The following is a 20,535-nucleotide window of genomic DNA, read 5'->3' on the forward strand; positions in this document are numbered from 1 at the left end:
GATCACCACGCCAACGACGAGGGGCTCTGCCGCGTCACCACCCTCGCTGACCAGCCCATTTCACCTCTACAGCACAGGATGAAAGAGGTTCACTGAGCGTTTGCCAACTTGCGTAGCGGGCCGGGCGGTTGGGCTGACAGGTGGGTGAAGCCTCTGGTAGACGGGTTCACGACCAAGATTCCCTCGCCCACCAGAGGCTTCGTGTGCTTGTCTACCCGTGCGGGCTGGACGTGTCGAGCCGGTCCCTGTGTTTCCTCGCTGCTCGCCTGCGTGAACACCGCCGCAGGATCGGCAGCCGCTGGCGCCGGCTCTCGGCCGGCCGTCAGGCCCTCCTGGCGCTGGCGCATCTGCGGAACGGGACGACGTACGCCCAGCTCGCGGCCGGCTTCCGGATCGGGACGAGTACCGTCTACCGCTACATCCGCGAAGCCGTCGACGTCCGCGCTCGCACCGACCCTCGCCGAGACCGTCCGCACCGCATCGCGCAAGGCGTTCGTCCTCCTGGACGGCACGTTGCTGCCGATCGACCGCATCGCCGCCGACCGGCCCTTCTACTCCGGGAAGCACAAGAGGCACGGCATGAACGTGCAGGTCATCGCCGACCCGCACGGCCGGCTGCTGTGGGCCTCGCCCGCGCTTCCCGGCGCCGTCCACGATGTCCGCGCGGCACGAGAGCACGGCATCATCGACGCACTCGAACAAACCGGCATCGACTGCTGGGCGGATAAGGGCTACCGGGGTGCCGGCGGCACCATACGGGTGCCCTACTGGGGACGCTGGGAGACGCTCTCCGCAGGCCAGCAAGCTGCGAACCGGTCCCACGCGAAGATCCGCGCACTCGTCGAACAGGCCATGGCCACCCTCAAGACCTGGCGACTCCTGCGCAAGCTGCGATGCTCCACCACCCGCATCACCGCCCTCGTCCAGGCCGTCCTCACCCTCCATCAGGCCAGCTCAGACGCAGGATGAAAAAGCCTCACTGAGGGACGAGCCGTCCGGCATCGAGGGGCCGCCAGCTTGTCGACGGCCCCTTCCTGCTGTTCGAGACGGTTGGATTCGGTTTTCGGGAAGGTCGGCGGCCCGGCTGTCGTGCCGCGTGGGCGCCGGGATTCCTCGTTTCCCGGGTGGGGTGCTGACTGTCGCTGCAGGTCGAAGCGGCTGTTCAGCCGGGTTTGGGAACTGAAGGCGTCCGGTCTCGCAGGTGATGACGTTCGTCCAGGGCCAATGGGTGGCGGAGCGAAGGTGTTGGCGGCGGGCGGTGGTGATGAGCTGGGCGGCGGCGGAGAACAGCCGTAGTTGCAGGAGTTTGGGCTCCTACCGGCGGGCGAGTCCGGTCAGGGCGAGCATGGGCATCTAGGTACGGCACCGGCAGGACGACGAGAGTGCGTCGCGCAGCCTGGCCGCGACACGCAGATTGGTGCTGCGGAGGCGGGGGTCGCTGCTGTCCACCCCGAGGTCCTCGGAGCCAACGATCTCGTCCCATTCCGGTCGGCGCCATCGCAGCACCGTACGGAAGCGCAGCCCGGCCGGACCCGACTGCACGCGGCGCCCGAGCACCGTGAGCGCGCCCGGGGCGGTCGCCGCGCCGACCACGGCGGAGGTGATTCCCCACTCCTCGGCCTGTGCAGCACCGAGTTTGGCCGCGACTCCTGCCGCAAGCGCCGTCAGCGCGAGGCCCACGCGTGTACGGACCGTCCTCCTGCGCGCGGGGAGACTTCGCCGGAGCCGTTCCTTGCCGAGATCCCGCCGTGTGCCCGTCAGCGAGCCCGGCGCAGCCGGAGGCGGGGGAGATGCACGTCACATTCCTGCCGTGTCACATCCGGCGGGGGCTCACCCGTCGGAACAGGTGCAGTCATCGACAACGGCAAGCAAGGAGTGCACCGTGGAAGCTCGTCTGAACCTTTTCGAGAGCCCGCTGTTGAGCAGGTTCCTCAAGCACGTCGTCGCGGCCGGCAAGGTGGTGGAGGACTCGGCGCTGCCGTCCGCGACACAGGAACTGGTGAAGATCCGCGCCAGCCAGATCAACGGCTGCGGGTTCTGCACCGACATGCACACCAAGGAAGCCGCGCACGCGGGCGAGACCTCGACCCGGCTCCATCTGGTCGCGGTCTGGCGGGAGGCCACCGTGTTCACCCCGGCCGAGCGGGCGGCGCTGGAGCTGGCGGAGCAGGGCACCCGCATCGCGGACGCGGCGGGTGGGGTCACCGACGAGGCGTGGGCGGCCGCCGCCGAGCACTACGACGAGGAGCAGCTCGCGGCCCTGGTTTCGCTCATCGCCCTGATCAACGCCTTCAACCGCGGGAACGTCCTCGTCCAGCAGCCCGCCGGGGCCTATCAGCCCGGCCAGCTCGGGTGACGGACAGGGTGACGGACAGGTAGGGGTGGACGGGGGTGCGGGCGGCGCTGGTCCCGTCGCGGGGGCGCGCGCTGCCCCCTCGGTGCCGTTCCGCGAAGGGCGACTTGCCGGTGCCGACGCCGGTGCCGGTGCCGGTGCCGACGCCGGCCCGCACCGGCACCCGCCTCCGCACCGGCACCGCACCCGCGCTCGTGCCACCGACCGGGGAGCGGCGGACTCCCGCCGTCAGGCTCCTTCCACCCCGGCGATCTCGTCGATCGCCTCGGGGATCGGCATCCGGCCGCCGATGAGTTCGAGGGTCAGCCCGGCCGTGCGGGGTTCGTCGAGCAGGGCCGTGAGGACGGCGGCCACGTCGTCCCGTGTCACTTCACCGCGTCCGGTCTCGGGGGCCAGGTGGACGCGGCCGGTGCCGGTCTCGTCGGTGAGTCGGCCGGGGCGCAGCACTGTCCAGTCGAGGTCGGTCCGGGCCCGGAGGTCGTCGTCGGCGGCGCCCTTGGCCCGCAGGTAGTCCGCGAAGACGGGGTCCATCCCGTCGGGGGTGCCGTCGAGGAGCGCATCGGCGCGCATTGCGGAGACCATCACGTAGCGTCGCACGCCCGCTGCCTGTGCCGCGTCCGCGAACAGGACGGCCGCGCGATGGTCCACCGACTGCTTGCGGGCACTGCCGCTGCCCGGTCCGGCCCCGGCGGCGAAGACGGCCGCGTCGGCGCCCTCCAGATGCCGTGTCACCTCCTCGACACCGGCCGTCTCCAGGTCGCACACGACGGGTTCGGCACCCGCGGCCAGGAGGGCGCTCGCCTGCCCGGGGCGGCGGACGATCCCCGCCACCGCGTCCCCGCGCCCGGCGAGCAGCCGCTCCAGCCGCAACGCGATCTGACCGTGTCCACCAGCGATAACTGTGCGCATCCCCCGACCGTACGCCCCTCGCGGCGACGGACGGCGCACCCCCGGTCCGCCGGACCGGGGGCGCACCCGCCTGCCCGCTCGTCACCCCTGTGACTGGCGGGGCAGGCCCAACTCACGTGCTCCGACCAGGTCGCAGTACTCCCGTACAGCGCTGGTACGTGCCACCACGCGCCCCCGGTGGACAACGATCCGGCTGTAGGCGAGGGAGAGGGCCGCGGCCAACTCGGTACCGCGGACCGCGAGCAACTCCGCGGGGAAACCGGCCTCGACGCGCACCTCGGGCAGTCCCATCGCGGCGCGGGCACGGGTGCTGATCGCCTCGTAGGCGCTGTACGGGCGGGCCTCTCCGTGCGAGGCGAGGAGATAGGCGGCTTCCAGCGGGTCGCCGCGGCCCACCTGGTTGGCGGCGTCCCGCAGCGCCCCGCTGCCCGCGGCGACCGCGACCCCTGCCGCCCTCAGCATCCGGACGGGTGCCGTCCGGGACGGTGTGGTGGGGGTGGAGCGTTCGAGTACGCCGCAGTTGCCCTGGGGCAGGCACACCACCGTCACCCCGGCGGCGGCCAGTTGGTCGGCGGCGCGCCGCGCGGTCTGGAGCGGCTGCCGGGCGAGGCCGCCGCAGGGGCCGATGGCGACGCCGGGCCGCAGCCCGCCGACCGCGGCCGCGAGGCGCGCGAGGCGCGCCGGGTCGCTGCCGTCGGTGTGCAGGTCGACCTGGCAGCCGTGCTCGGCCGCGACGTCCAGGACCGCCTCCACGTAGCCGCCCGGGTCGGGGTCCAGGTCGGGGCAGCCGCCGACGGCAGCCGCGCCCATCTTCACGGCGTCCCGCAGCATCGACAGCCCCTCGGCTCCCGCGGCCCCGGTCAGCAGCCGGGGCACGGCGACGGCGCTGAGGTCCACCAGGCCGCGCAGCGACCGGCGGGCCTGCAGCACCGCTGCCAGGGAGCGCAGTCCTGCGACGTCGCCGATGTGCACGTGGGTGCGCAGCGCGGTCGCGCCCTGGCTGAGCTGGAGGAGCGCCGCTTCGGTGGTGCGTCGCTGGACGTCGTCCGCGGCGGGGTCGGTGCTGTCGCCGGGTCGGCCGAGGTCGGGTCGGCCGGGCGGGTCGGCGGTCAGCGCGGTGTCGTAGTGCGCGTGGGGCTCGGCGGGGGCGGGGAGCAGGAGATAGCCGGACAGATCGATCCGGGTGGCGCTGTCCTGTTCCGTGCCGAGGCTGCCGGCGGTTCCGACGGCTTCGATGCGCTCGCCGACGAGGCGTACGTCGACCGTGCGGCCGTCGGCCAGTCGCGCGCCGCACAGCACGAGGGAGCGTGCCGGGCGGGCGGACTGCCGGGCGGCGTCGCGGAAATCCCGCCCCGCCTTTCCCGGTTCCTGTGGCTCGCTGTCGGTCATCTGACTCCCACGTCGTATGTGGGACGAGAGTAGGACGCGCAGTGAGCGCCGACGGGGAGGAGACGAATAGTCGTACCGGTGTGGTGCCGGGTCCCGCCCCAGTGTGGTGTGCCGGAGCCGGTGGGGGCCGCTGGTGACCGTATGCGCCGGTGCGGTTTGTGGGTCACCGGGTGTGTGCGGGATGCGGCGGGGCGTCCGCGGCGGACGTGGTCCGCAGGGGACTCGGCGGAGGGCCCTGCGTGAGGGCTCCGGGGGGATTCCGCGGAGGGCGGGGCGCCGCGGCCGTGCGGGCATGTGGCGGCCGGCTGCGCGACGCGGCGTGCGCGGGCGGCCGCGTGCGGATGGGGCACGCGGTGACGGGAGGTGTGCTGGTGGCGCGGCGACCGGACGCCGGGGGCGAACCGGAGGCGGCACGAGCCGAACCGGGTTCGACACGGGGCCGGTCCGGTGGCCGCACGGGCGGCGATCGGGGGCGGACCAGGGGCGATCCGGAGGCCGGTCGGGGGACGTGGGCGGGGCGAATACCGATTTCACGTTTGGCGGCGGGGCGTGTAATGTCTTCATCGCTCGCCCCAATAGCTCAGTCGGCAGAGCGTCTCCATGGTAAGGAGAAGGTCAACGGTTCGATTCCGTTTTGGGGCTCTGATGTGAGAGATCTTCCGTCGGGAGGTCGCCGCATCGTGGCGGTGTAGCTCAGTCGGTAGAGCAAGCGGCTCATAATCGCTGTGTCACCGGTTCAAGTCCGGTCACCGCTACTTCACCGACAGTAGCCGGTTGTGGGGTCGGTCCTCCGATCGGCTACTCTTTCTGCGTTAAAACCCGTCCGTTCGTCAAGGAGCACTCACGTGGCTGCCACAGACGTCCGCCCGAAGATCACGCTGGCCTGCGTGGAGTGCAAGGAGCGGAACTACATCACGAAGAAGAACCGTCGCAACAACCCGGACAGGCTTGAGATGAAGAAGTTCTGCCCGCGCGACAACCGGCACACCGTGCACCGCGAGACGCGCTGAATCGTCTCGTGCTTCGAGGCCGTCCCCGTCGATCGGGGTCGGCCTCGTGCTGTGTCCGGTGTCCGGCGCTCCGGAACCGGGCGTCCCGCGCAGCCGTACTCGTCGTGAATCCGCCGCACTGCCGCAGGAGGCGCCGCAGATGGCACTCGACCAGACCTTCGTCGGACGGACGTACCCGCCCAGCAGGCCCTACGAGGTCGGCAGGGAGAAGATCCGCGAGTTCGCCGAGGCCATCGGGGACGACAACCCCGTCTACACGGACGCCGAGGCGGCCCGGGCGCTCGGTCACCCCGAGGTGATCGCGCCGCCCACTTTCGTCTTCTCCGTCACGTTCCGGGAAGCCTTCACCGTGGTGCAGGACCCGGAACTGGGACTGGACTACGCGCGGGTGGTCCACGGGGGCCAGCGCTTCGTCCACCACCGCCCGGTCCGCGCCGGGGACCTGCTCTCGACCACCTCGACGATCGAGTCCATCAAGTCCCTGGCGGGCAACGAGGTCCTCGACGTCCGTGGCGACGTCCGGGACGCGGCGGGAGAGCCGGTGGTGACCGTGCACACCAAGCTGGTGGCGCGTGCGGTGGAAGCGGCCGAAGGGGAGTGACGGACATGACAGCGCAGATCGCCTACGCCGACGTGGAGGTGGGCACGGAGCTGCCCGCCCGCACCTTCCCCGTGGACCGCGAGCGGCTGGTCCGGTATGCGGGCGCCTCCGGGGACTTCAACCCCATTCACTGGAACGAGCGGTTCGCCAAGGACGTCGGGCTGCCGAACGTGATCGCGCACGGCATGTTCACCATGGCCGAGGCCGCTCGGGTGATCACCGACTGGACGGGCGACCCCGGCGCGCTGGTCGAGTACGGAGTGCGCTTCACCAAGCCGGTCGTCGTCCCGGACGACGACCAGGGCGCTGCCATCGAGGTGGCGGCGAAGGTCGCCAAGAAGCTGGACGACGAGGCCCGTACGGTCCAGGTGGACCTGACGGTCAGCAGCGCAGGCGCCAAGGTGCTGGGGATGTCCCGCGCCGTGGTCCGGCTCGCCTGACCGACCGGCTGCCCCCGGTCCCGCGCCGCCGGACCCCGAAGCGCGCGCCCCCGAGCCTCCGGCTCTCCGGCGCCTGGGCCCCTGCGGGCCGGAGCCGAGCGGGGCCGACCCGGCAGCCCAGCGCGGCCTCCGGTCGAGCAGCGCCCGCGCCCCCGTACTCTGGAGCGCGTGCAGGAACTCTATGTTGACCCCGGTGTCCCCCTGGTCTCGCTCGCCCCGCTGACGACGCTGCGCCTCGGCGGCCCGGCCCGGCGGCTGGTCACGGCGACCACCGACGACGAGGTGATCGCGGCGGTCCGCGAGGCCGACGACAGCGGTACACCGCTGCTGATCATCGCGGGCGGCAGCAACCTCGTGATCTCCGACGACGGCTTCGCGGGGACCGTCCTGCACATCGCGACCAGCGGTTCCTCGCTCTCCGGCACCCGGCTGGAGCTGGCGGCGGGCGAGAACTGGTCGGACGCCGTCGCACGCACCGTCGAGGCCGGGCTGGCGGGCATCGAGTGCCTGGCCGGCATCCCCGGCTCCGCGGGCGCCACGCCGATCCAGAACGTCGGCGCGTACGGCCAGGAGGTCTCCAGCACGCTCACCGAGGTCGTCGCCTACGACCGGCGGACCCGCGAGACGGTCACCCTCTCGAACGCCGAGTGCGACTTCTCCTACCGGCACAGCCGCTTCAAGGCCGACCCCGCGCGCCACGTCGTGCTGCGGGTCCGCTTCGAGCTGGAGGACGCGGAGGGCAGGTCCGCACCGATCAAGTACGGGGAGACGGCGCGCCTCCTCGGGGTCGGGACGGGGGACCGGGTACCGGTCGCCGAGGCCCGCGAGACCGTGCTGCGGCTGCGCGCCGGCAAGGGCATGGTGCTCGACCCGGCCGACCACGACACCTGGTCGGCCGGTTCCTTCTTCACCAACCCGATCCTGGACGAGGCGCAGTACGCGGCCTTCGCCGACCGGGTACGGGAGCGGCTCGGCCCGGATGTGGCACCCCCGGCCTTCCCCGCGGGGGAGGGGCTGACCAAGACGTCCGCGGCCTGGCTCATCGACAGGGCGGGCTTCACCAAGGGATACGGCCAGGGCCCGGCCCGGATCTCCACCAAGCACACCCTGGCGCTCACCAACCGCGGCTCGGCCACCACCGCGGACCTGCTCGGGCTGGCCCGGGAGGTGCGCGGAGGAGTGCGGGACGCCTTCGGCGTCGACCTCACCAACGAGCCGGTGATGGTCGGCTGCGCACTGTAGCGGCAGCGCACGGACGAGCGCCCGGCTCCCGCGGCGGGCCCACCCCGGCGGGTGCGGCAGCCGCGCCGCCCCGGCGTCCCGCGCCCCGGCGGCGCGGGGGTCGGCTGCCCGGCGTCCGTGGCGGCAGCTCCCGGCGTCCGTGGCGGCAGCTCCCGGCGTCCCGCAGGTCAGCCCGGTTCGGCCGCCAGCCAGGCGTCGATGTCCGCCAGGATCTCGTCCCGGACGCCCTGCGGCATCGAGGCGCCGCGCACGGACTGCCGGGCCAGCTCCGCCAGCTCCGCGTCCGAGAAGCCGTGCTCCCGGCGCACCAGGTCGTACTGCGCGGCCAGCCGGGAGCCGAACAGCAGCGGGTCGTCGGCGCCGAGCGCCACGGGCACCCCGGCGTCCCACAGCGCCCGCAGCGGGACGTCGGCCGCCTTGTCGTAGACACCGAGGGCGACGTTGGAGGCGGGGCAGACCTCGCAGGTCACCTGCCGTTCGGCCAGCCGGGCCAGCAGCCAGGGGTCCTCCGCGGCGCGCACCCCGTGGCCGATCCGGCCGGCGCGCAGATCGTCCAGGCAGTCCCGTACGCTGCTCGGCCCGGACAGCTCGCCCCCGTGCGGCGCCGCGAGCAGCCCGCCCTCCCGCGCGATGGTGAAGGCGCGGTCGAAATCCCGTGCGAAGCCGCGTCGTTCGTCGTTGGAGAGGCCGAACCCGACGATGCCGTGGTCCCGGTAGCGCACCGCGAGCCGCGCGAGGGTGCGGGCGTCGAGCGGGTGCTTCATCCGGTTGGCCGCCACCAGCAGCCGGATGCCGAGTCCGGTCTCCCGGGACGTGGTCTCCACCGCGTCCAGGATGATCTCCAGCGCGGGCGTGAGCCCGCCCAGCCGCGGCGCGTAGGAGGTGGGGTCGACCTGGATCTCCAGCCAGCGCGAGCCGTCCCGCAGGTCCTCCTGGGCCGCCTCGCGCACCAGCCGCTGGATGTCCTCCGGCTCCCGCAGGCAGGACCGCGCGATGTCGTACAGCCGCTGGAAGCGGAACCAGCCGCGCTCGTCGGTCGCCCGCAGCTTCGGCGGCTCGGCGCCGCTCAGCGCGTCCGGCAGGTGCACGCCGTACTTGTCCGCCAGTTCGAGCAGTGTGGAGGGGCGCATCGACCCGGTGAAGTGCAGATGCAGATGGGCCTTCGGCAGCGTACGCGGGTCCCGCTCCCCGGAAGAGTGCAACATTCCCAGATCCTGCCGCATCAGGGCCCCGGAGAGACAGCCGGTTCCCGGAAGGGGACGTTCCGAAAACGCGAGCGGGCCCGGAGGCAGCGCCTCCGGGCCCGCTTCGCTCCCCATGGGGGCAGACCGCTCAGTCGCGGGCCTCCGCGAGCAGCTTCTGGATCCGCGAGACGCCCTCGGCCAGGTCCTCGTCGCCCAGCGCGTAGGACAGCCGCAGGTAGCCGGGGGTGCCGAACGCCTCACCCGGGACGACCGCGACCTCGACCTCCTCCAGGATCAGCGCGGCCAGCTCGACGGAGGTGGCGGGCCGCTTGCCGCGGATCTCCTTGCCCAGCAGCGCCTTCACCGACGGGTACGCGTAGAACGCGCCCTCCGGCTCGGGGCAGAGCACGCCGTCGATCTCGTTGAGCATCCGCACGATGGTGCGGCGGCGGCGGTCGAACGCCTCGCGCATCTCCGCCACGGCGTCCAGGTCGCCGGAGACGGCGGCCAGCGCGGCGGCCTGCGAGACATTGCTGACGTTCGAGGTGGCGTGCGACTGGAGGTTCGTCGCGCCCTTGATCACGTCCTGGGGGCCGATCAGCCACCCCACGCGCCAGCCCGTCATGGCGTACGTCTTGGCCACGCCGTTGACGACCACGCACTTGTCGCGCAGCTCCGGGACGACCGTCGGGAGCGAGGTGAACTCCGCGTCGCCGTAGACCAGGTGTTCGTAGATCTCGTCGGTGAGCACCCACAGCCCGTGCTCCACCGCCCAGCGGCCGATCTCCTCGACCTGCTCGCGCGGGTAGACGGCGCCGGTCGGGTTCGAGGGGGAGACGAACAGCAGCACCTTGGTCTTCTCGGTGCGCGCGGCCTCCAACTGCTCGACCGAGACCCGGTATCCGGTGGTCTCGTCCGCGACGACCTCCACCGGCACACCGCCCGCCAGCCGGATGGACTCGGGGTACGTCGTCCAGTAGGGCGCGGGCACGATGACCTCGTCGCCCGGGTCGAGCAGCGCGGCGAACGCCTCGTAGATCGCCTGCTTGCCGCCGTTGGTGACGAGCACCTGCGAGACGTCGACCTGGTAGCCGGAGTCGCGGAGCGTCTTGTCGACGAGGGCGGACTTCAGTTCGGGGAGTCCGCCGGCGGGGGAGTAGCGGTGGTTCTTCGGGTCGCGGGCCGCGTTCACGGCCGCCTCGACGATGTAGTCGGGCGTCGGGAAGTCCGGCTCGCCGGCGCCGAAGCCGATCACGGGGCGTCCGGCGGCCTTGAGCGCCTTGGCCTTGGCGTCCACGGCCAGCGTGGCGGACTCGGAGATCGCGCTGATGCGGGCCGACAGGCGCCGCTCGGACGAGGGCTGTGCAGGGGGAGTCGCTGCGGTCATAGAGGCATGTTCCCAGACCCGGCAGCCCGGGGGCACCGGGGTTCCGCGGCTACCGCGTCACATCCGGCGGGGCGGTGCGATCGCCTCCGGCGGACGGCGGCAGGGCTTCCGGCCGGGGGTGCGATCGCCTCCGGCGGGGCCGCGGTGTGGCCTCCGGCGGGGCCGCGGTGTGGCCTTCGGAGGGGCCGCGGTGTGGCCTTCGGAGGGGCCTCCGGTGGGGACGGTGGGGTGGATCCTGTTCGACGCCCGGCTCCTGAGCACGTACACTCCCATGTCGTTGGCCTTCAGCCGTCACTTGCAGCCCGCTCGCGGTGCACACTCCGTGCGAGGGCATGGATGCGGTAGGTTGAGGGAACACAAAGGGTCGTAGCTCAATTGGAAGAGCACTGGTCTCCAAAACCAGCGGTTGGGGGTTCGAGTCCCTCCGGCCCTGCTACACACACGTCGCCAAGGTGTGTGCGTGCGTACCATGCGTGAATTGCACTGAATTGCACCGCCGTGCGGCCGGGCCGGACGCCGCAGGGCAACGACCCGGATCAGGTGAGGACGAGTGACGGAGATCACGGACACCACCGAGGTCCCCGAGCCCGGAGGGTCGTCCGAGGGCAAGAAGCCGCGCAAGGGCGGAAAGCGGGCGAAGAGGGGGCCTCTGGCTCGACTTGGCCTTTTCTACCGCCAGATCATCGCGGAGCTCCGGAAGGTCGTCTGGCCGACGCGGCAGCAGCTCTCCACGTACACGAGCGTGGTGATCGTCTTCGTGGTCATCATCATCGCCTTGGTGTTCGTGATTGACTATGGGCTGACCGAAGTCATGAAACACGTCTTCGGCTGACCCTCCGCGCAGAGCCCCCTTCGCGGGGCTTTCCGCATGTTCGACCCCTTGAAGCCAGGAAGAAGCAGCCACCGTGTCTGAGCCGAACATGAACGATGCCGTCGAGCCCGCCGAGGGTGATGACACGGCGCGCGACATCGTCGAGGCCGCGGACAGCAGCGTCGACCGGGCGGAAGCCGCCGAGGCCGCTGCCGGTGAGCCCGCCGAGGAGGCCGCCGTCCGCGAGGAGGACGAGGCCGGGATCGTGGTCGAGTCCCCCGAGGACGCTGCCGCCGCGGCCGAGGAGACCGCCGAGGCCGAGGAGGCCGAGGAGGCCGAGGAGGAGCAGGCCGACCCCGTCGCCCAGCTCCGCGACGAACTGCGCTTCCTGCCCGGCGAGTGGTATGTGATCCACACCTACGCGGGCTACGAGAACCGGGTGAAGACCAACCTGGAGCAGCGCGCCGTCTCGCTCAACGTCGAGGACTTCATCTTCCAGGCCGAGGTGCCGCAGGAGGAGGTCGTCCAGATCAAGAACGGCGACCGCCGCACCGTGCGCCAGAACAAGCTCCCCGGCTATGTGCTGGTCCGGATGGACCTCACCAACGAGTCGTGGGGCGTCGTCCGCAACACGCCCGGTGTCACCGGCTTCGTCGGCAACGCCTACGACCCGTACCCGCTGACGCTCGACGAGATCGTCAAGATGCTCGCCCCCGAGGCCGAGGAGAAGGCCGCCAAGGCCGCCGCCGCCGACGAGGAGGGGAAGCCCGCGGGCACCCCCGGCCGCAAGGTGGAGGTCCAGGTCCTCGACTTCGAGGTCGGCGACTCGGTCACCGTCACCGACGGCCCGTTCGCCACCCTCCAGGCGACCATCAACGAGATCAACGCCGATTCCAAGAAGGTCAAGGGCCTCGTCGAGATCTTCGGCCGCGAGACCCCGGTCGAGCTCAGCTTCGACCAGATCCAGAAGAACTGACCCTCCCCACCCGGGCTCCGGCCGGGCGGCACGCCGGTGCCGACTCCCGGCCGCGGCTACCGCCCAGGGGCGGGCGAACCAGCTTCCGGACAGGTCAGGAAGGGCCCTCGCGCCCTTCCTGACCTGCTCGGTTTCAAGCCGCGTGACGGTACGGGCTATCGTTGTGCGGTATGCCTCCGCCCGGGTGACGGGCGGCGGACGAATCACCTCTCACCAGGACCCGGAGAGAACATGCCTCCCAAGAAGAAGAAGGTCGCGGGGCTGATCAAGCTCCAGATCCAGGCCGGTGCGGCCAACCCGGCTCCGCCGGTCGGCCCGGCGCTGGGTCAGCACGGCGTCAACATCATGGAGTTCTGCAAGGCCTACAACGCGGCGACCGAGTCGCAGCGCGGCTGGGTGATCCCGGTGGAGATCACGGTCTACGAGGACCGCTCCTTCACCTTCATCACCAAGACGCCGCCGGCCTCGAAGATGATCCTCAAGGCCGCGGGCGTCGAGAAGGGCTCGGGCACCCCGCACACCACCAAGGTCGCCAAGATCAGTCGCGACCAGGTGCGCGAGATCGCCACGACCAAGATGCCCGACCTCAACGCCAACGATCTGGACCAGGCGGAGAAGATCATCGCCGGTACCGCCCGTTCCATGGGTGTGACCGTCGAGGGCTGAGCCCCCGGCAACCGATCCCACCCCCGTGGCAGGGCCAGGCGCTGGCCCGCACCACGACTCCATACCGTCAGGAGCAGCAGTGAAGCGCAGCAAGACTCTCCGCGAAGCGGACGCGAAGATCGACAAGGCGCGGCTGTACGCGCCGCTGGAGGCCGTCCGCCTCGCCCAGGAGACCTCCACGAAGAAGTTCGACGCGACCGTCGAGGTCGCCATGCGCCTGGGCGTCGACCCGCGCAAGGCCGACCAGATGGTCCGCGGCACCGTCAACCTCCCGCACGGCACCGGTAAGACCGCCCGGGTCCTGGTCTTCGCGACCGGCGACCGTGCTGCGGCGGCGGAGGCCGCTGGGGCCGACATCGTCGGCTCCGACGAGCTCATCGAGGAGGTCGCCGGCGGCCGTCTCGACTTCGACGCCGTCGTCGCCACCCCGGACCTGATGGGCAAGGTCGGCCGCCTCGGCCGCGTGCTCGGTCCGCGTGGCCTGATGCCGAACCCGAAGACCGGCACCGTCACCCCCGACGTGACCAAGGCCGTGAACGACATCAAGGGCGGCAAGATCGAGTTCCGCGTCGACAAGCACGCCAACCTGCACTTCATCATCGGCAAGGCGTCCTTCGGCGAGCAGCAGCTCGTCGAGAACTACGCCGCTGCCCTTGAGGAGATCACCAGGCTGAAGCCCGCGGCGGCGAAGGGCCGGTACATCAAGAAGGCCTCCTTCACCACCACGATGGGCCCGGGTGTGCCGGTCGACCCGAACCGCACCCGCAACCTCCTCGTCGAGGAGGACCCGGCCGCGGCCTGATCCGCGACCGGCCGGCCGTCGTACGGCACACCGAGGCCGGTGTCCGCTCCCCTGGGGGCGGGCACCGGCCTCGCGCCGTTCTTCCGGGCGTCGTTCCCGGGGCTGCTGCGCCGTGTCCTTCGGCGCTTTCCGCCGCTTCTGCGGGCCGGTGGCGGCGGGTCCCCGGGATCCTGGAACCCCAACCGGTGTGTGCCGCGTCTCTTGTGTTGCATAAGGTGCGGGTAAGAACGGGGCCCTTGGGGCCCGTCCAGCAACAGGGGGGCTGAGTCCCATGCGGAAGACGAGGGCGGCGGCTGCTGCCGCGGGTATCGCGCTCATAGCCGGGCTGACGGCGTGCGGCAGCGAGAAGGCGAACGGAGACGGCGGCGGAGGCGGCGCGGACAAGGCCGGAGGGTCGGCCCTCCAGGGCGCGCTGGCGGCGCTGAAGAAGGCGTCGACGGCCACCGACAACCAGAACTCCGCCAAGGTCGAGGGCATCAACAACCAGACGGCCCAGGGCAAGTCGATGAAGACCGAGATGGAGGGTGCCTTCGACTGGTCCGGCGGCGGCATGAAGGGCGAGGCCGACCTGACCATGGGCGGTGCCGGCAACCAGTCGGCCAAGGCGCGCTATCTGCCCGACGCCATGTACGTCCAGCCCTCGTCCGGCGCGCCCGGCGGCAAGGCGTGGATGAAGTACGACTACGACATGCTGGCCAAGAAGGGCGGCGCCTCGGGCGCCATGCTCAAGGACCAGATGCAGAACAACAACCCGGCCCGCTCGGTCCAGCTCGTGCTGGCCTCGGGCAAGGTCAAGGCGCTCGGTACCGAGACGGTGCGCGGCAAGAAGGCGACGCACTACTCGGGCACGATCTCCGTCAACGAGCTGACCCGGATGCAGTCGAAGGACCTCTCCGAGAAGGACCTCGACGCGTTGGAGAAGCAGTTCAAGCAGCAGGGTCTGGAGAAGGAGAAGATCGATCTGTGGATCGATGAGGACGACCTGCTGGTCAAGAAGCACGAGACGGCCAAGAACGCGGACGGCTCCACGAGCATCGACGCCACGAACTACTACTCGGACTACGGCACCCCGGTGAACGTGACCGCCCCGTCCGCCTCCGAGACCACGGACGCCGCAGCGATGATGAGCGGCGGCACCCGCCAGAGCTGACCGACACCCGCCAGAGCTGACCGGCACCCGCCAGAGCGGACCGGCACCCGCCGGAGCCGACTCGCGCCCACCGAGGGCTCGCCGGCATCCGGCGGAGACCGGCCGACGCAGTACCGGGCCGGGACGGCGCAGGCCCCCGGGCCGTGCGGCGTCGTACCCGGGCTGCGGCGCCGAGAGGGCGTCGGCCCGCTGCGGGCTCCGCGTGCCCGGGACCGGATTTGGCGGTCCCGGGCACGTTCGCGTACTCTCCCTGTGAAGCCAAAGACCGCTGGTCGTCGTCGTGCGCACTCAGAGCGCCGACGGCCGAAGGATCCGCTCGCTGCGGACGACCCGCGCAGGTGATTGAGGAAGAACTCCCGGTGTGCCGTGCGTACTCCGGTCGAGATGACGCCCCATGCGCCTGCGCTGGGGCGTTTGTCGTGTTCAGCCCCTTCCGAGCGGTCCTCATCACCCGGAAGGAGGCCGAGGCTCATGGCGAGGGAACAGGTCGCTCCCGACAAGATCGCAGCCGTCGACGAGATCACGAACAAGTTCCGTGACTCCAACGCCGCTGTGGTCACCGCGTACACCGGACTCTCCGTGGCGCAGCTCAGGCAGCTGCGCCGTGCACTCGGTGAAAGCGCTCAGTACCGTGTGGTGAAGAACACGCTGACCAAGATCGCGGCCAACGAGGCCGGGATCAACGAGCTCGACGAGTTCCTGACGGGCTCCTCGGCTGTGGCCTTCGTGACCGGTGACCCGGTCACGGCGGCGAAGGGTCTTCGTGACTTCGCCAAGGAGAACCCCGCCCTCGTGATCAAGGGCGGAATCGTCGACGGCGCGCTGTACGGCGCCGACGATCTCAAGAAGCTCGCGGACGTCGAGTCCCGCGAGGTGCTGCTCGCCAAGCTGGCCGGTGGCATGAAGGCGTCCATGGCCAAGGCCGCGGCGACCTTCCAGGCCCCGCTCTCGAAGTTCGTCCGCACCGCGGACGCGCTTCGCAGCAAGGTCGAAGAGCAGGGCGGTGCCGACACCACGGCTCCCGCCGAGACCGAGTCCGAGTAGTTCCGGGGCGCGGCGTACCCGGTGGCCCGCTCCGGCGGGGTACCGCGCGCCGTCCGCCTCAGCTCACTCACCGTATTCGGTCACAGCGGGCCGTAAGCCCGCCGACATATTGATCCGGCACCAGCCGACTGAAGTGGAAGGACCACAACCATGGCGAAGCTCAGCCAGGACGAACTGCTTGCCCAGTTCGAGGAGATGACCCTCATCGAGCTGTCGGACTTCGTGAAGAAGTTCGAGGAGAAGTTCGACGTCGAGGCCGCCGCCCCGGCCGCCGCCGTCGTCGCAGCCCCGGGCGCCCCGGTTGCCGAGGCCGAGCCCGAGCAGGACGAGTTCGACGTCGTCCTGACCGGCGCCGGCGACAAGAAGATCCAGGTCATCAAGGTCGTGCGTGAGCTGACCTCGCTGGGTCTGAAGGAGGCCAAGGAGCTCGTGGACGGCACCCCGAAGCCGGTCCTCGAGAAGGTCGCCAAGGACGCCGCCGACAAGGCCAAGGAGTCCCTCGAGGGCGCCGGCGCGTCGGTCGAGGTCAAGTGACCCGCACTCGCTGAGCCACTGGCTCACCGGAGTCAGCGCGGCGGACCGCGGGTTACTCCGCGCGGGGTAGCCGTGCAGCGAAGGGCGATCACCCAGACGGGTGGTCGCCCTTCGCCTTTGCTGGACGGTCGCGTGCTGCGCGGGCCTCGGCGGGTATGGTGATCTTCGTTGTCCCTGAGGCCCTTGACGAACGGCACGCAGCGCGCAATTCTCGGGGCGCGTCGTCACATCGATCCGAACTCCGAGGCATGGATCGGCGGCGAAGCGGGAAGTGTTGCGGCAGGCACGACGAGCCGCGGCAGGCGCGTCCACCCCGGCGAATCGAGGCCGCCGGGGACCGGGCGGGACGGAGCAGAACAATCGCAGGAGGTGGAGACCGGGGCGTGAGCCGGTTTCCCGTCATCCTTACTGGACATCAGTGGGCCTTGTGGCTACACTGACCCTTTGCGCTGCCTATTAGCTGCCCCCTGCCCGTCACCAGGGGCACCGGTATGCGTGTAGAGAGTCCGAGCCCTCGGAAGGACCCCCTCTTGGCCGCCTCGCGCACCGCCTCGACTGCCAATTCGAACAACGGCGCCAGCACTGCCCCGCTGCGTATCTCTTTTGCGAAGATCAGGGAGCCCCTGGAGGTTCCCAACCTTCTCGCGCTCCAGACCGAGAGCTTTGACTGGCTGCTCGGCAACGACGCCTGGAAGGCTCGCGTCGAGGCCGCGCTGGACAGCGGACAGAACGTTCCCACCAAGTCCGGTCTGGAGGAGATCTTCGAGGAGATCTCGCCGATCGAGGACTTCTCCGGGTCGATGTCGCTGACCTTCCGCGACCACCGCTTCGAGCCCCCCAAGAACTCGATCGACGAGTGCAAGGAGCGCGACTTCACGTACGCGGCTCCGCTGTTCGTCACCGCCGAGTTCACGAACAACGAGACCGGCGAGATCAAGTCGCAGACGGTCTTCATCGGCGACTTCCCGCTCATGACCAACAAGGGCACCTTCGTGATCAACGGCACCGAGCGTGTCGTCGTCACCCAGCTCGTCCGGTCCCCGGGTGTCTACTTCGACTCCTCGATCGACAAGACCTCCGACAAGGACATCTACTCCGCCAAGGTCATCCCTTCCCGCGGTGCCTGGCTGGAGATGGAGGTCGACAAGCGCGACATGGTCGGTGTCCGCATCGACCGCAAGCGCAAGCAGTCCGTCACCGTCCTGCTCAAGGCGCTCGGCTGGACCACCGAGCAGATCCTCGAGGAGTTCGGCCAGTACGAGTCCATGCGCGCCACCCTGGAGAAGGACCACACCCAGGGTCAGGACGACGCGCTGCTCGACATCTACCGCAAGCTGCGCCCGGGTGAGCCGCCGACCCGCGAGGCCGCGCAGACGCTGCTGGAGAACCTCTACTTCAACCCGAAGCGCTACGACCTGGCCAAGGTCGGCCGGTACAAGATCAACAAGAAGCTCGGCGGCGACGAGCCGCTGGACTCCGGCGTGCTGACCACCGCCGACATCATCGCCACGATCAAGTACCTGGTGAAGCTGCACGCGGGCGAGTCCGAGTCGCAGTCCGCCGAGGGCGACACGATCGTCATCGAGACCGACGACATCGACCACTTCGGCAACCGCCGTCTGCGCAACGTCGGCGAGCTGATCCAGAACCAGGTCCGTACGGGTCTCGCCCGTATGGAGCGCGTGGTGCGCGAGCGGATGACCACGCAGGACGTCGAGGCGATCACGCCGCAGACCCTGATCAACATCCGGCCGGTCGTCGCCTCCATCAAGGAGTTCTTCGGCACCAGCCAGCTCTCCCAGTTCATGGACCAGACGAACCCGATCTCCGGGCTCACCCACAAGCGGCGCCTCAACTCGCTGGGCCCGGGTGGTCTCAGCCGGGAGCGGGCCGGCTTCGAGGTCCGTGACGTGCACCCCTCGCACTACGGCCGGATGTGCCCGATCGAGACGCCGGAAGGCCCGAACATCGGCCTGATCGGCTCGCTCGCCTCCTACGGCCGGCTGAACCCCTTCGGTTTCGTCGAGACCCCGTACCGCCAGGTGATCGAGGGCGTCGTCAGCGACGAGGTGCACTACCTCACCGCCGACGAGGAGGACCGCTTCGTGATCGCCCAGGCGAACGCGCCCCTCACCGAGGAGATGCGGTTCGCCGAGGACCGGGTCCTGGTCCGCCGCCGCGGCGGCGAGGTCGACCTGATCCCGGGTGACGACGTGGACTACATGGACGTCTCGCCGCGCCAGATGGTGTCGGTCGCGACCGCCATGATCCCGTTCCTGGAGCACGACGACGCCAACCGCGCCCTGATGGGGTCGAACATGATGCGGCAGGCCGTGCCGCTCATCAAGGCCGAGGCCCCGCTGGTCGGCACCGGCATGGAGTACCGCTGCGCGGTCGACGCCGGCGACGTCATCAAGGCCGAGAAGGACGGTGTCGTCCAGGAGGTCTCCGCCGACTACGTCACGGTGGCCAACGACGACGGCACGTACAACACCTACCGGGTCGCCAAGTTCACCCGCTCCAACCAGGGCACCTCCTTCAACCAGAAGGTGCTCGTGGACGAGGGCGCCCGCGTCATCGAGGGCCAGGTGCTGGCCGACGGCCCGTCCACCGACGAAGGTGAGATGGCGCTCGGCAAGAACCTGCTCGTGGCCTTCATGCCGTGGGAGGGCTACAACTACGAGGACGCGATCATCCTCAGCCAGCGGCTGGTGCAGGACGACGTCCTCTCCTCGATCCACATCGAGGAGCACGAGGTCGACGCCCGCGACACCAAGCTCGGCCCCGAGGAGATCACCCGGGACATCCCGAACGTCTCCGAGGAGGTCCTGGCCGACCTCGACGAGCGCGGCATCATCCGCATCGGCGCCGAGGTCGAGGCGGGCGACATCCTCGTCGGCAAGGTCACTCCCAAGGGTGAGACCGAGCTGACCCCCGAGGAGCGGCTGCTGCGCGCGATCTTCGGTGAGAAGGCGCGTGAGGTCCGTGACACCTCGCTGAAGGTGCCGCACGGCGAGACCGGCAAGGTCATCGGCGTCCGCGTCTTCGACCGCGAGGAGGGCGACGAGCTGCCGCCCGGCGTCAACCAGCTCGTGCGGGTCTACGTCGCCCAGAAGCGCAAGATCACCGACGGTGACAAGCTCGCCGGCCGGCACGGCAACAAGGGCGTCATCTCGAAGATCCTGCCGGTCGAGGACATGCCGTTCCTGGAGGACGGCACCCCGGTCGACGTGATCCTCAACCCGCTGGGTGTCCCGTCCCGGATGAACCCGGGCCAGGTCCTGGAGATCCACCTGGGCTGGCTGGCCTCCCAGGGCTGGAAGGTCGAGGGCTCCGAGGAGTGGATGCAGCGCCTGCAGTCCATCGGTGCCGACGAGGTCGACCCGAAGACCAACGTGGCGACGCCGGTCTTCGACGGCGCCCGCGAGGACGAGATCGCCGGTCTGTTCCAGGCCACGCTGCCCAACCGGGACGGCGACCGGATGGTCCAGCCCTCCGGCAAGGCGCACCTCTTCGACGGCCGCTCCGGCGAGCCGTTCCCGGACCCGATCTCGGTCGGGTACATGTACATCCTCAAGCTGCACCACCTGGTCGACGACAAGCTGCACGCCCGCTCGACCGGTCCGTACTCCATGATCACCCAGCAGCCGCTGGGTGGTAAGGCCCAGTTCGGTGGCCAGCGCTTCGGTGAGATGGAGGTGTGGGCCCTGGAGGCGTACGGCGCCGCGTACGCGCTGCAGGAGCTGCTGACCATCAAGTCCGACGACGTCACCGGCCGCGTGAAGGTCTACGAGGCCATCGTCAAGGGCGAGAACATCCCCGAGCCGGGCATCCCCGAGTCCTTCAAGGTGCTCATCAAGGAGATGCAGTCGCTCTGCCTCAACGTCGAGGTGCTGTCCTCGGACGGCATGTCGATCGAGATGCGCGACACCGACGAGGACGTCTTCCGCGCGGCGGAGGAGCTCGGAATCGACCTGTCCCGGCGCGAGCCGAGCAGCGTCGAAGAGGTCTGACGGAGTCGGCCGGGGCGCGCCCCG

Annotated in this window: 18 protein-coding genes, 3 tRNA genes and 1 pseudogene; 17 read left to right on the forward strand and 5 right to left on the reverse strand. The window is 70.4% G+C overall.

What is annotated here, in order from left to right:
• Positions 1 to 203: 203 nt before the first annotated feature.
• Positions 204 to 969 (forward strand): annotated as a pseudogene (locus ACFYNS_RS25605) (IS5 family transposase).
• Positions 970 to 1,353: 384 nt separating this feature from the next.
• On the opposite strand, the gene ACFYNS_RS25610 reads toward ACFYNS_RS25605, so the two are convergent.
• Complete coding sequence (locus ACFYNS_RS25610) at positions 1,354 to 1,680, reverse strand: hypothetical protein (RefSeq protein WP_360293491.1); 327 nt, start codon at positions 1,678 to 1,680, stop codon at positions 1,354 to 1,356.
• A gap of 202 nt (positions 1,681 to 1,882) precedes the next feature.
• Between ACFYNS_RS25610 and ACFYNS_RS25615 the strand changes: the two genes are divergently transcribed.
• Positions 1,883 to 2,356 carry a carboxymuconolactone decarboxylase family protein gene (locus ACFYNS_RS25615; RefSeq protein ID WP_360293494.1) on the forward strand — a complete coding sequence of 158 codons (474 nt, stop codon included), beginning with the start codon at positions 1,883 to 1,885 and terminating at the stop codon, positions 2,354 to 2,356.
• Between the two features lie 225 nt (positions 2,357 to 2,581).
• Here the strand turns inward: ACFYNS_RS25615 and ACFYNS_RS25620 are convergent, their stop codons facing one another.
• A complete protein-coding gene (locus tag ACFYNS_RS25620; protein WP_360293497.1) occupies positions 2,582 to 3,262 on the reverse strand; it encodes an NAD(P)H-binding protein in 681 nt (226 codons plus the stop codon).
• An 81-nt stretch (positions 3,263 to 3,343) separates the two neighbouring features.
• Positions 3,344 to 4,651: an amidohydrolase family protein gene (locus ACFYNS_RS25625; protein ID WP_360293500.1), complete on the reverse strand. Its 1,308-nt coding sequence runs from the start codon at positions 4,649 to 4,651 to the stop codon at positions 3,344 to 3,346.
• Positions 4,652 to 5,220: 569 nt separating this feature from the next.
• Here ACFYNS_RS25625 and ACFYNS_RS25630 point away from each other — a divergent pair.
• The 6 genes from ACFYNS_RS25630 (at position 5,221) to ACFYNS_RS25655 (ending at position 7,944) form a co-directional block, all read left to right on the forward strand.
• A tRNA-Thr gene (locus ACFYNS_RS25630) sits at positions 5,221 to 5,293 on the forward strand.
• 40 nt (positions 5,294 to 5,333) lie between these two features.
• Positions 5,334 to 5,406, forward strand: a tRNA-Met gene (locus tag ACFYNS_RS25635).
• A 90-nt stretch (positions 5,407 to 5,496) separates the two neighbouring features.
• Positions 5,497 to 5,661: a 50S ribosomal protein L33 gene (gene rpmG / locus ACFYNS_RS25640; protein ID WP_019354206.1), complete on the forward strand. Its 165-nt coding sequence runs from the start codon at positions 5,497 to 5,499 to the stop codon at positions 5,659 to 5,661.
• 139 nt (positions 5,662 to 5,800) lie between these two features.
• Complete coding sequence (locus tag ACFYNS_RS25645; RefSeq protein WP_360293503.1) at positions 5,801 to 6,262, forward strand: MaoC family dehydratase N-terminal domain-containing protein; 462 nt, start codon at positions 5,801 to 5,803, stop codon at positions 6,260 to 6,262.
• 5 nt (positions 6,263 to 6,267) lie between these two features.
• The gene (locus tag ACFYNS_RS25650; protein ID WP_360293506.1) at positions 6,268 to 6,702 is read left to right on the forward strand and encodes a MaoC family dehydratase; all 435 of its coding nucleotides are present in this window, start codon (positions 6,268 to 6,270) and stop codon (positions 6,700 to 6,702) included.
• A 168-nt stretch (positions 6,703 to 6,870) separates the two neighbouring features.
• The gene (locus ACFYNS_RS25655; RefSeq protein WP_360293509.1) at positions 6,871 to 7,944 is read left to right on the forward strand and encodes a UDP-N-acetylmuramate dehydrogenase; all 1,074 of its coding nucleotides are present in this window, start codon (positions 6,871 to 6,873) and stop codon (positions 7,942 to 7,944) included.
• A gap of 167 nt (positions 7,945 to 8,111) precedes the next feature.
• Here ACFYNS_RS25655 and ACFYNS_RS25660 read toward each other — a convergent pair whose 3' ends face one another.
• Together ACFYNS_RS25660 and ACFYNS_RS25665 are read right to left on the reverse strand one after the other, a co-directional pair.
• Positions 8,112 to 9,167 (reverse strand): adenosine deaminase, encoded by a 1,056-nt coding sequence (locus tag ACFYNS_RS25660; protein ID WP_388605267.1) that lies wholly within the window; start codon positions 9,165 to 9,167, stop codon positions 8,112 to 8,114.
• Between the two features lie 109 nt (positions 9,168 to 9,276).
• A complete protein-coding gene (locus ACFYNS_RS25665) occupies positions 9,277 to 10,515 on the reverse strand; it encodes a pyridoxal phosphate-dependent aminotransferase (protein ID WP_360293514.1) in 1,239 nt (412 codons plus the stop codon).
• Between the two features lie 360 nt (positions 10,516 to 10,875).
• Between ACFYNS_RS25665 and ACFYNS_RS25670 the strand changes: the two genes are divergently transcribed.
• The 9 genes from ACFYNS_RS25670 to rpoB all read left to right on the forward strand — a co-directional run bounded on the left by ACFYNS_RS25670 (position 10,876) and on the right by rpoB (position 20,511).
• Positions 10,876 to 10,948 (forward strand) — tRNA-Trp (locus ACFYNS_RS25670).
• Between the two features lie 117 nt (positions 10,949 to 11,065).
• The gene (secE, locus tag ACFYNS_RS25675; protein WP_360293517.1) at positions 11,066 to 11,347 is read left to right on the forward strand and encodes a preprotein translocase subunit SecE; all 282 of its coding nucleotides are present in this window, start codon (positions 11,066 to 11,068) and stop codon (positions 11,345 to 11,347) included.
• A 73-nt stretch (positions 11,348 to 11,420) separates the two neighbouring features.
• Positions 11,421 to 12,302, forward strand: a complete 882-nt coding sequence (gene nusG / locus ACFYNS_RS25680; protein ID WP_388605270.1) for a transcription termination/antitermination protein NusG — start codon at positions 11,421 to 11,423, stop codon at positions 12,300 to 12,302.
• A 231-nt stretch (positions 12,303 to 12,533) separates the two neighbouring features.
• Positions 12,534 to 12,968: a 50S ribosomal protein L11 gene (gene rplK, locus ACFYNS_RS25685; RefSeq protein WP_075003444.1), complete on the forward strand. Its 435-nt coding sequence runs from the start codon at positions 12,534 to 12,536 to the stop codon at positions 12,966 to 12,968.
• 79 nt (positions 12,969 to 13,047) lie between these two features.
• A complete protein-coding gene (gene rplA / locus ACFYNS_RS25690; protein WP_360293524.1) occupies positions 13,048 to 13,770 on the forward strand; it encodes a 50S ribosomal protein L1 in 723 nt (240 codons plus the stop codon).
• Between the two features lie 271 nt (positions 13,771 to 14,041).
• Positions 14,042 to 14,920, forward strand: a complete 879-nt coding sequence (locus ACFYNS_RS25695) for a hypothetical protein (protein ID WP_388605272.1) — start codon at positions 14,042 to 14,044, stop codon at positions 14,918 to 14,920.
• Positions 14,921 to 15,391: 471 nt separating this feature from the next.
• Complete coding sequence (rplJ, locus tag ACFYNS_RS25700) at positions 15,392 to 15,964, forward strand: 50S ribosomal protein L10 (protein WP_360293529.1); 573 nt, start codon at positions 15,392 to 15,394, stop codon at positions 15,962 to 15,964.
• Between the two features lie 150 nt (positions 15,965 to 16,114).
• Positions 16,115 to 16,498, forward strand: coding sequence for a 50S ribosomal protein L7/L12 (rplL, locus tag ACFYNS_RS25705; protein WP_019354984.1), 384 nt, complete (start codon positions 16,115 to 16,117; stop codon positions 16,496 to 16,498).
• 530 nt (positions 16,499 to 17,028) lie between these two features.
• Positions 17,029 to 20,511 carry a DNA-directed RNA polymerase subunit beta gene (rpoB, locus tag ACFYNS_RS25710; protein ID WP_388605275.1) on the forward strand — a complete coding sequence of 1,161 codons (3,483 nt, stop codon included), beginning with the start codon at positions 17,029 to 17,031 and terminating at the stop codon, positions 20,509 to 20,511.
• Positions 20,512 to 20,535 lie beyond the last annotated feature (24 nt).

Origin of the sequence: Streptomyces sp. NPDC006925 (genome assembly GCF_042869575.1) — a bacterium.
Lineage (GTDB): Bacteria > Actinomycetota > Actinomycetes > Streptomycetales > Streptomycetaceae > Streptomyces.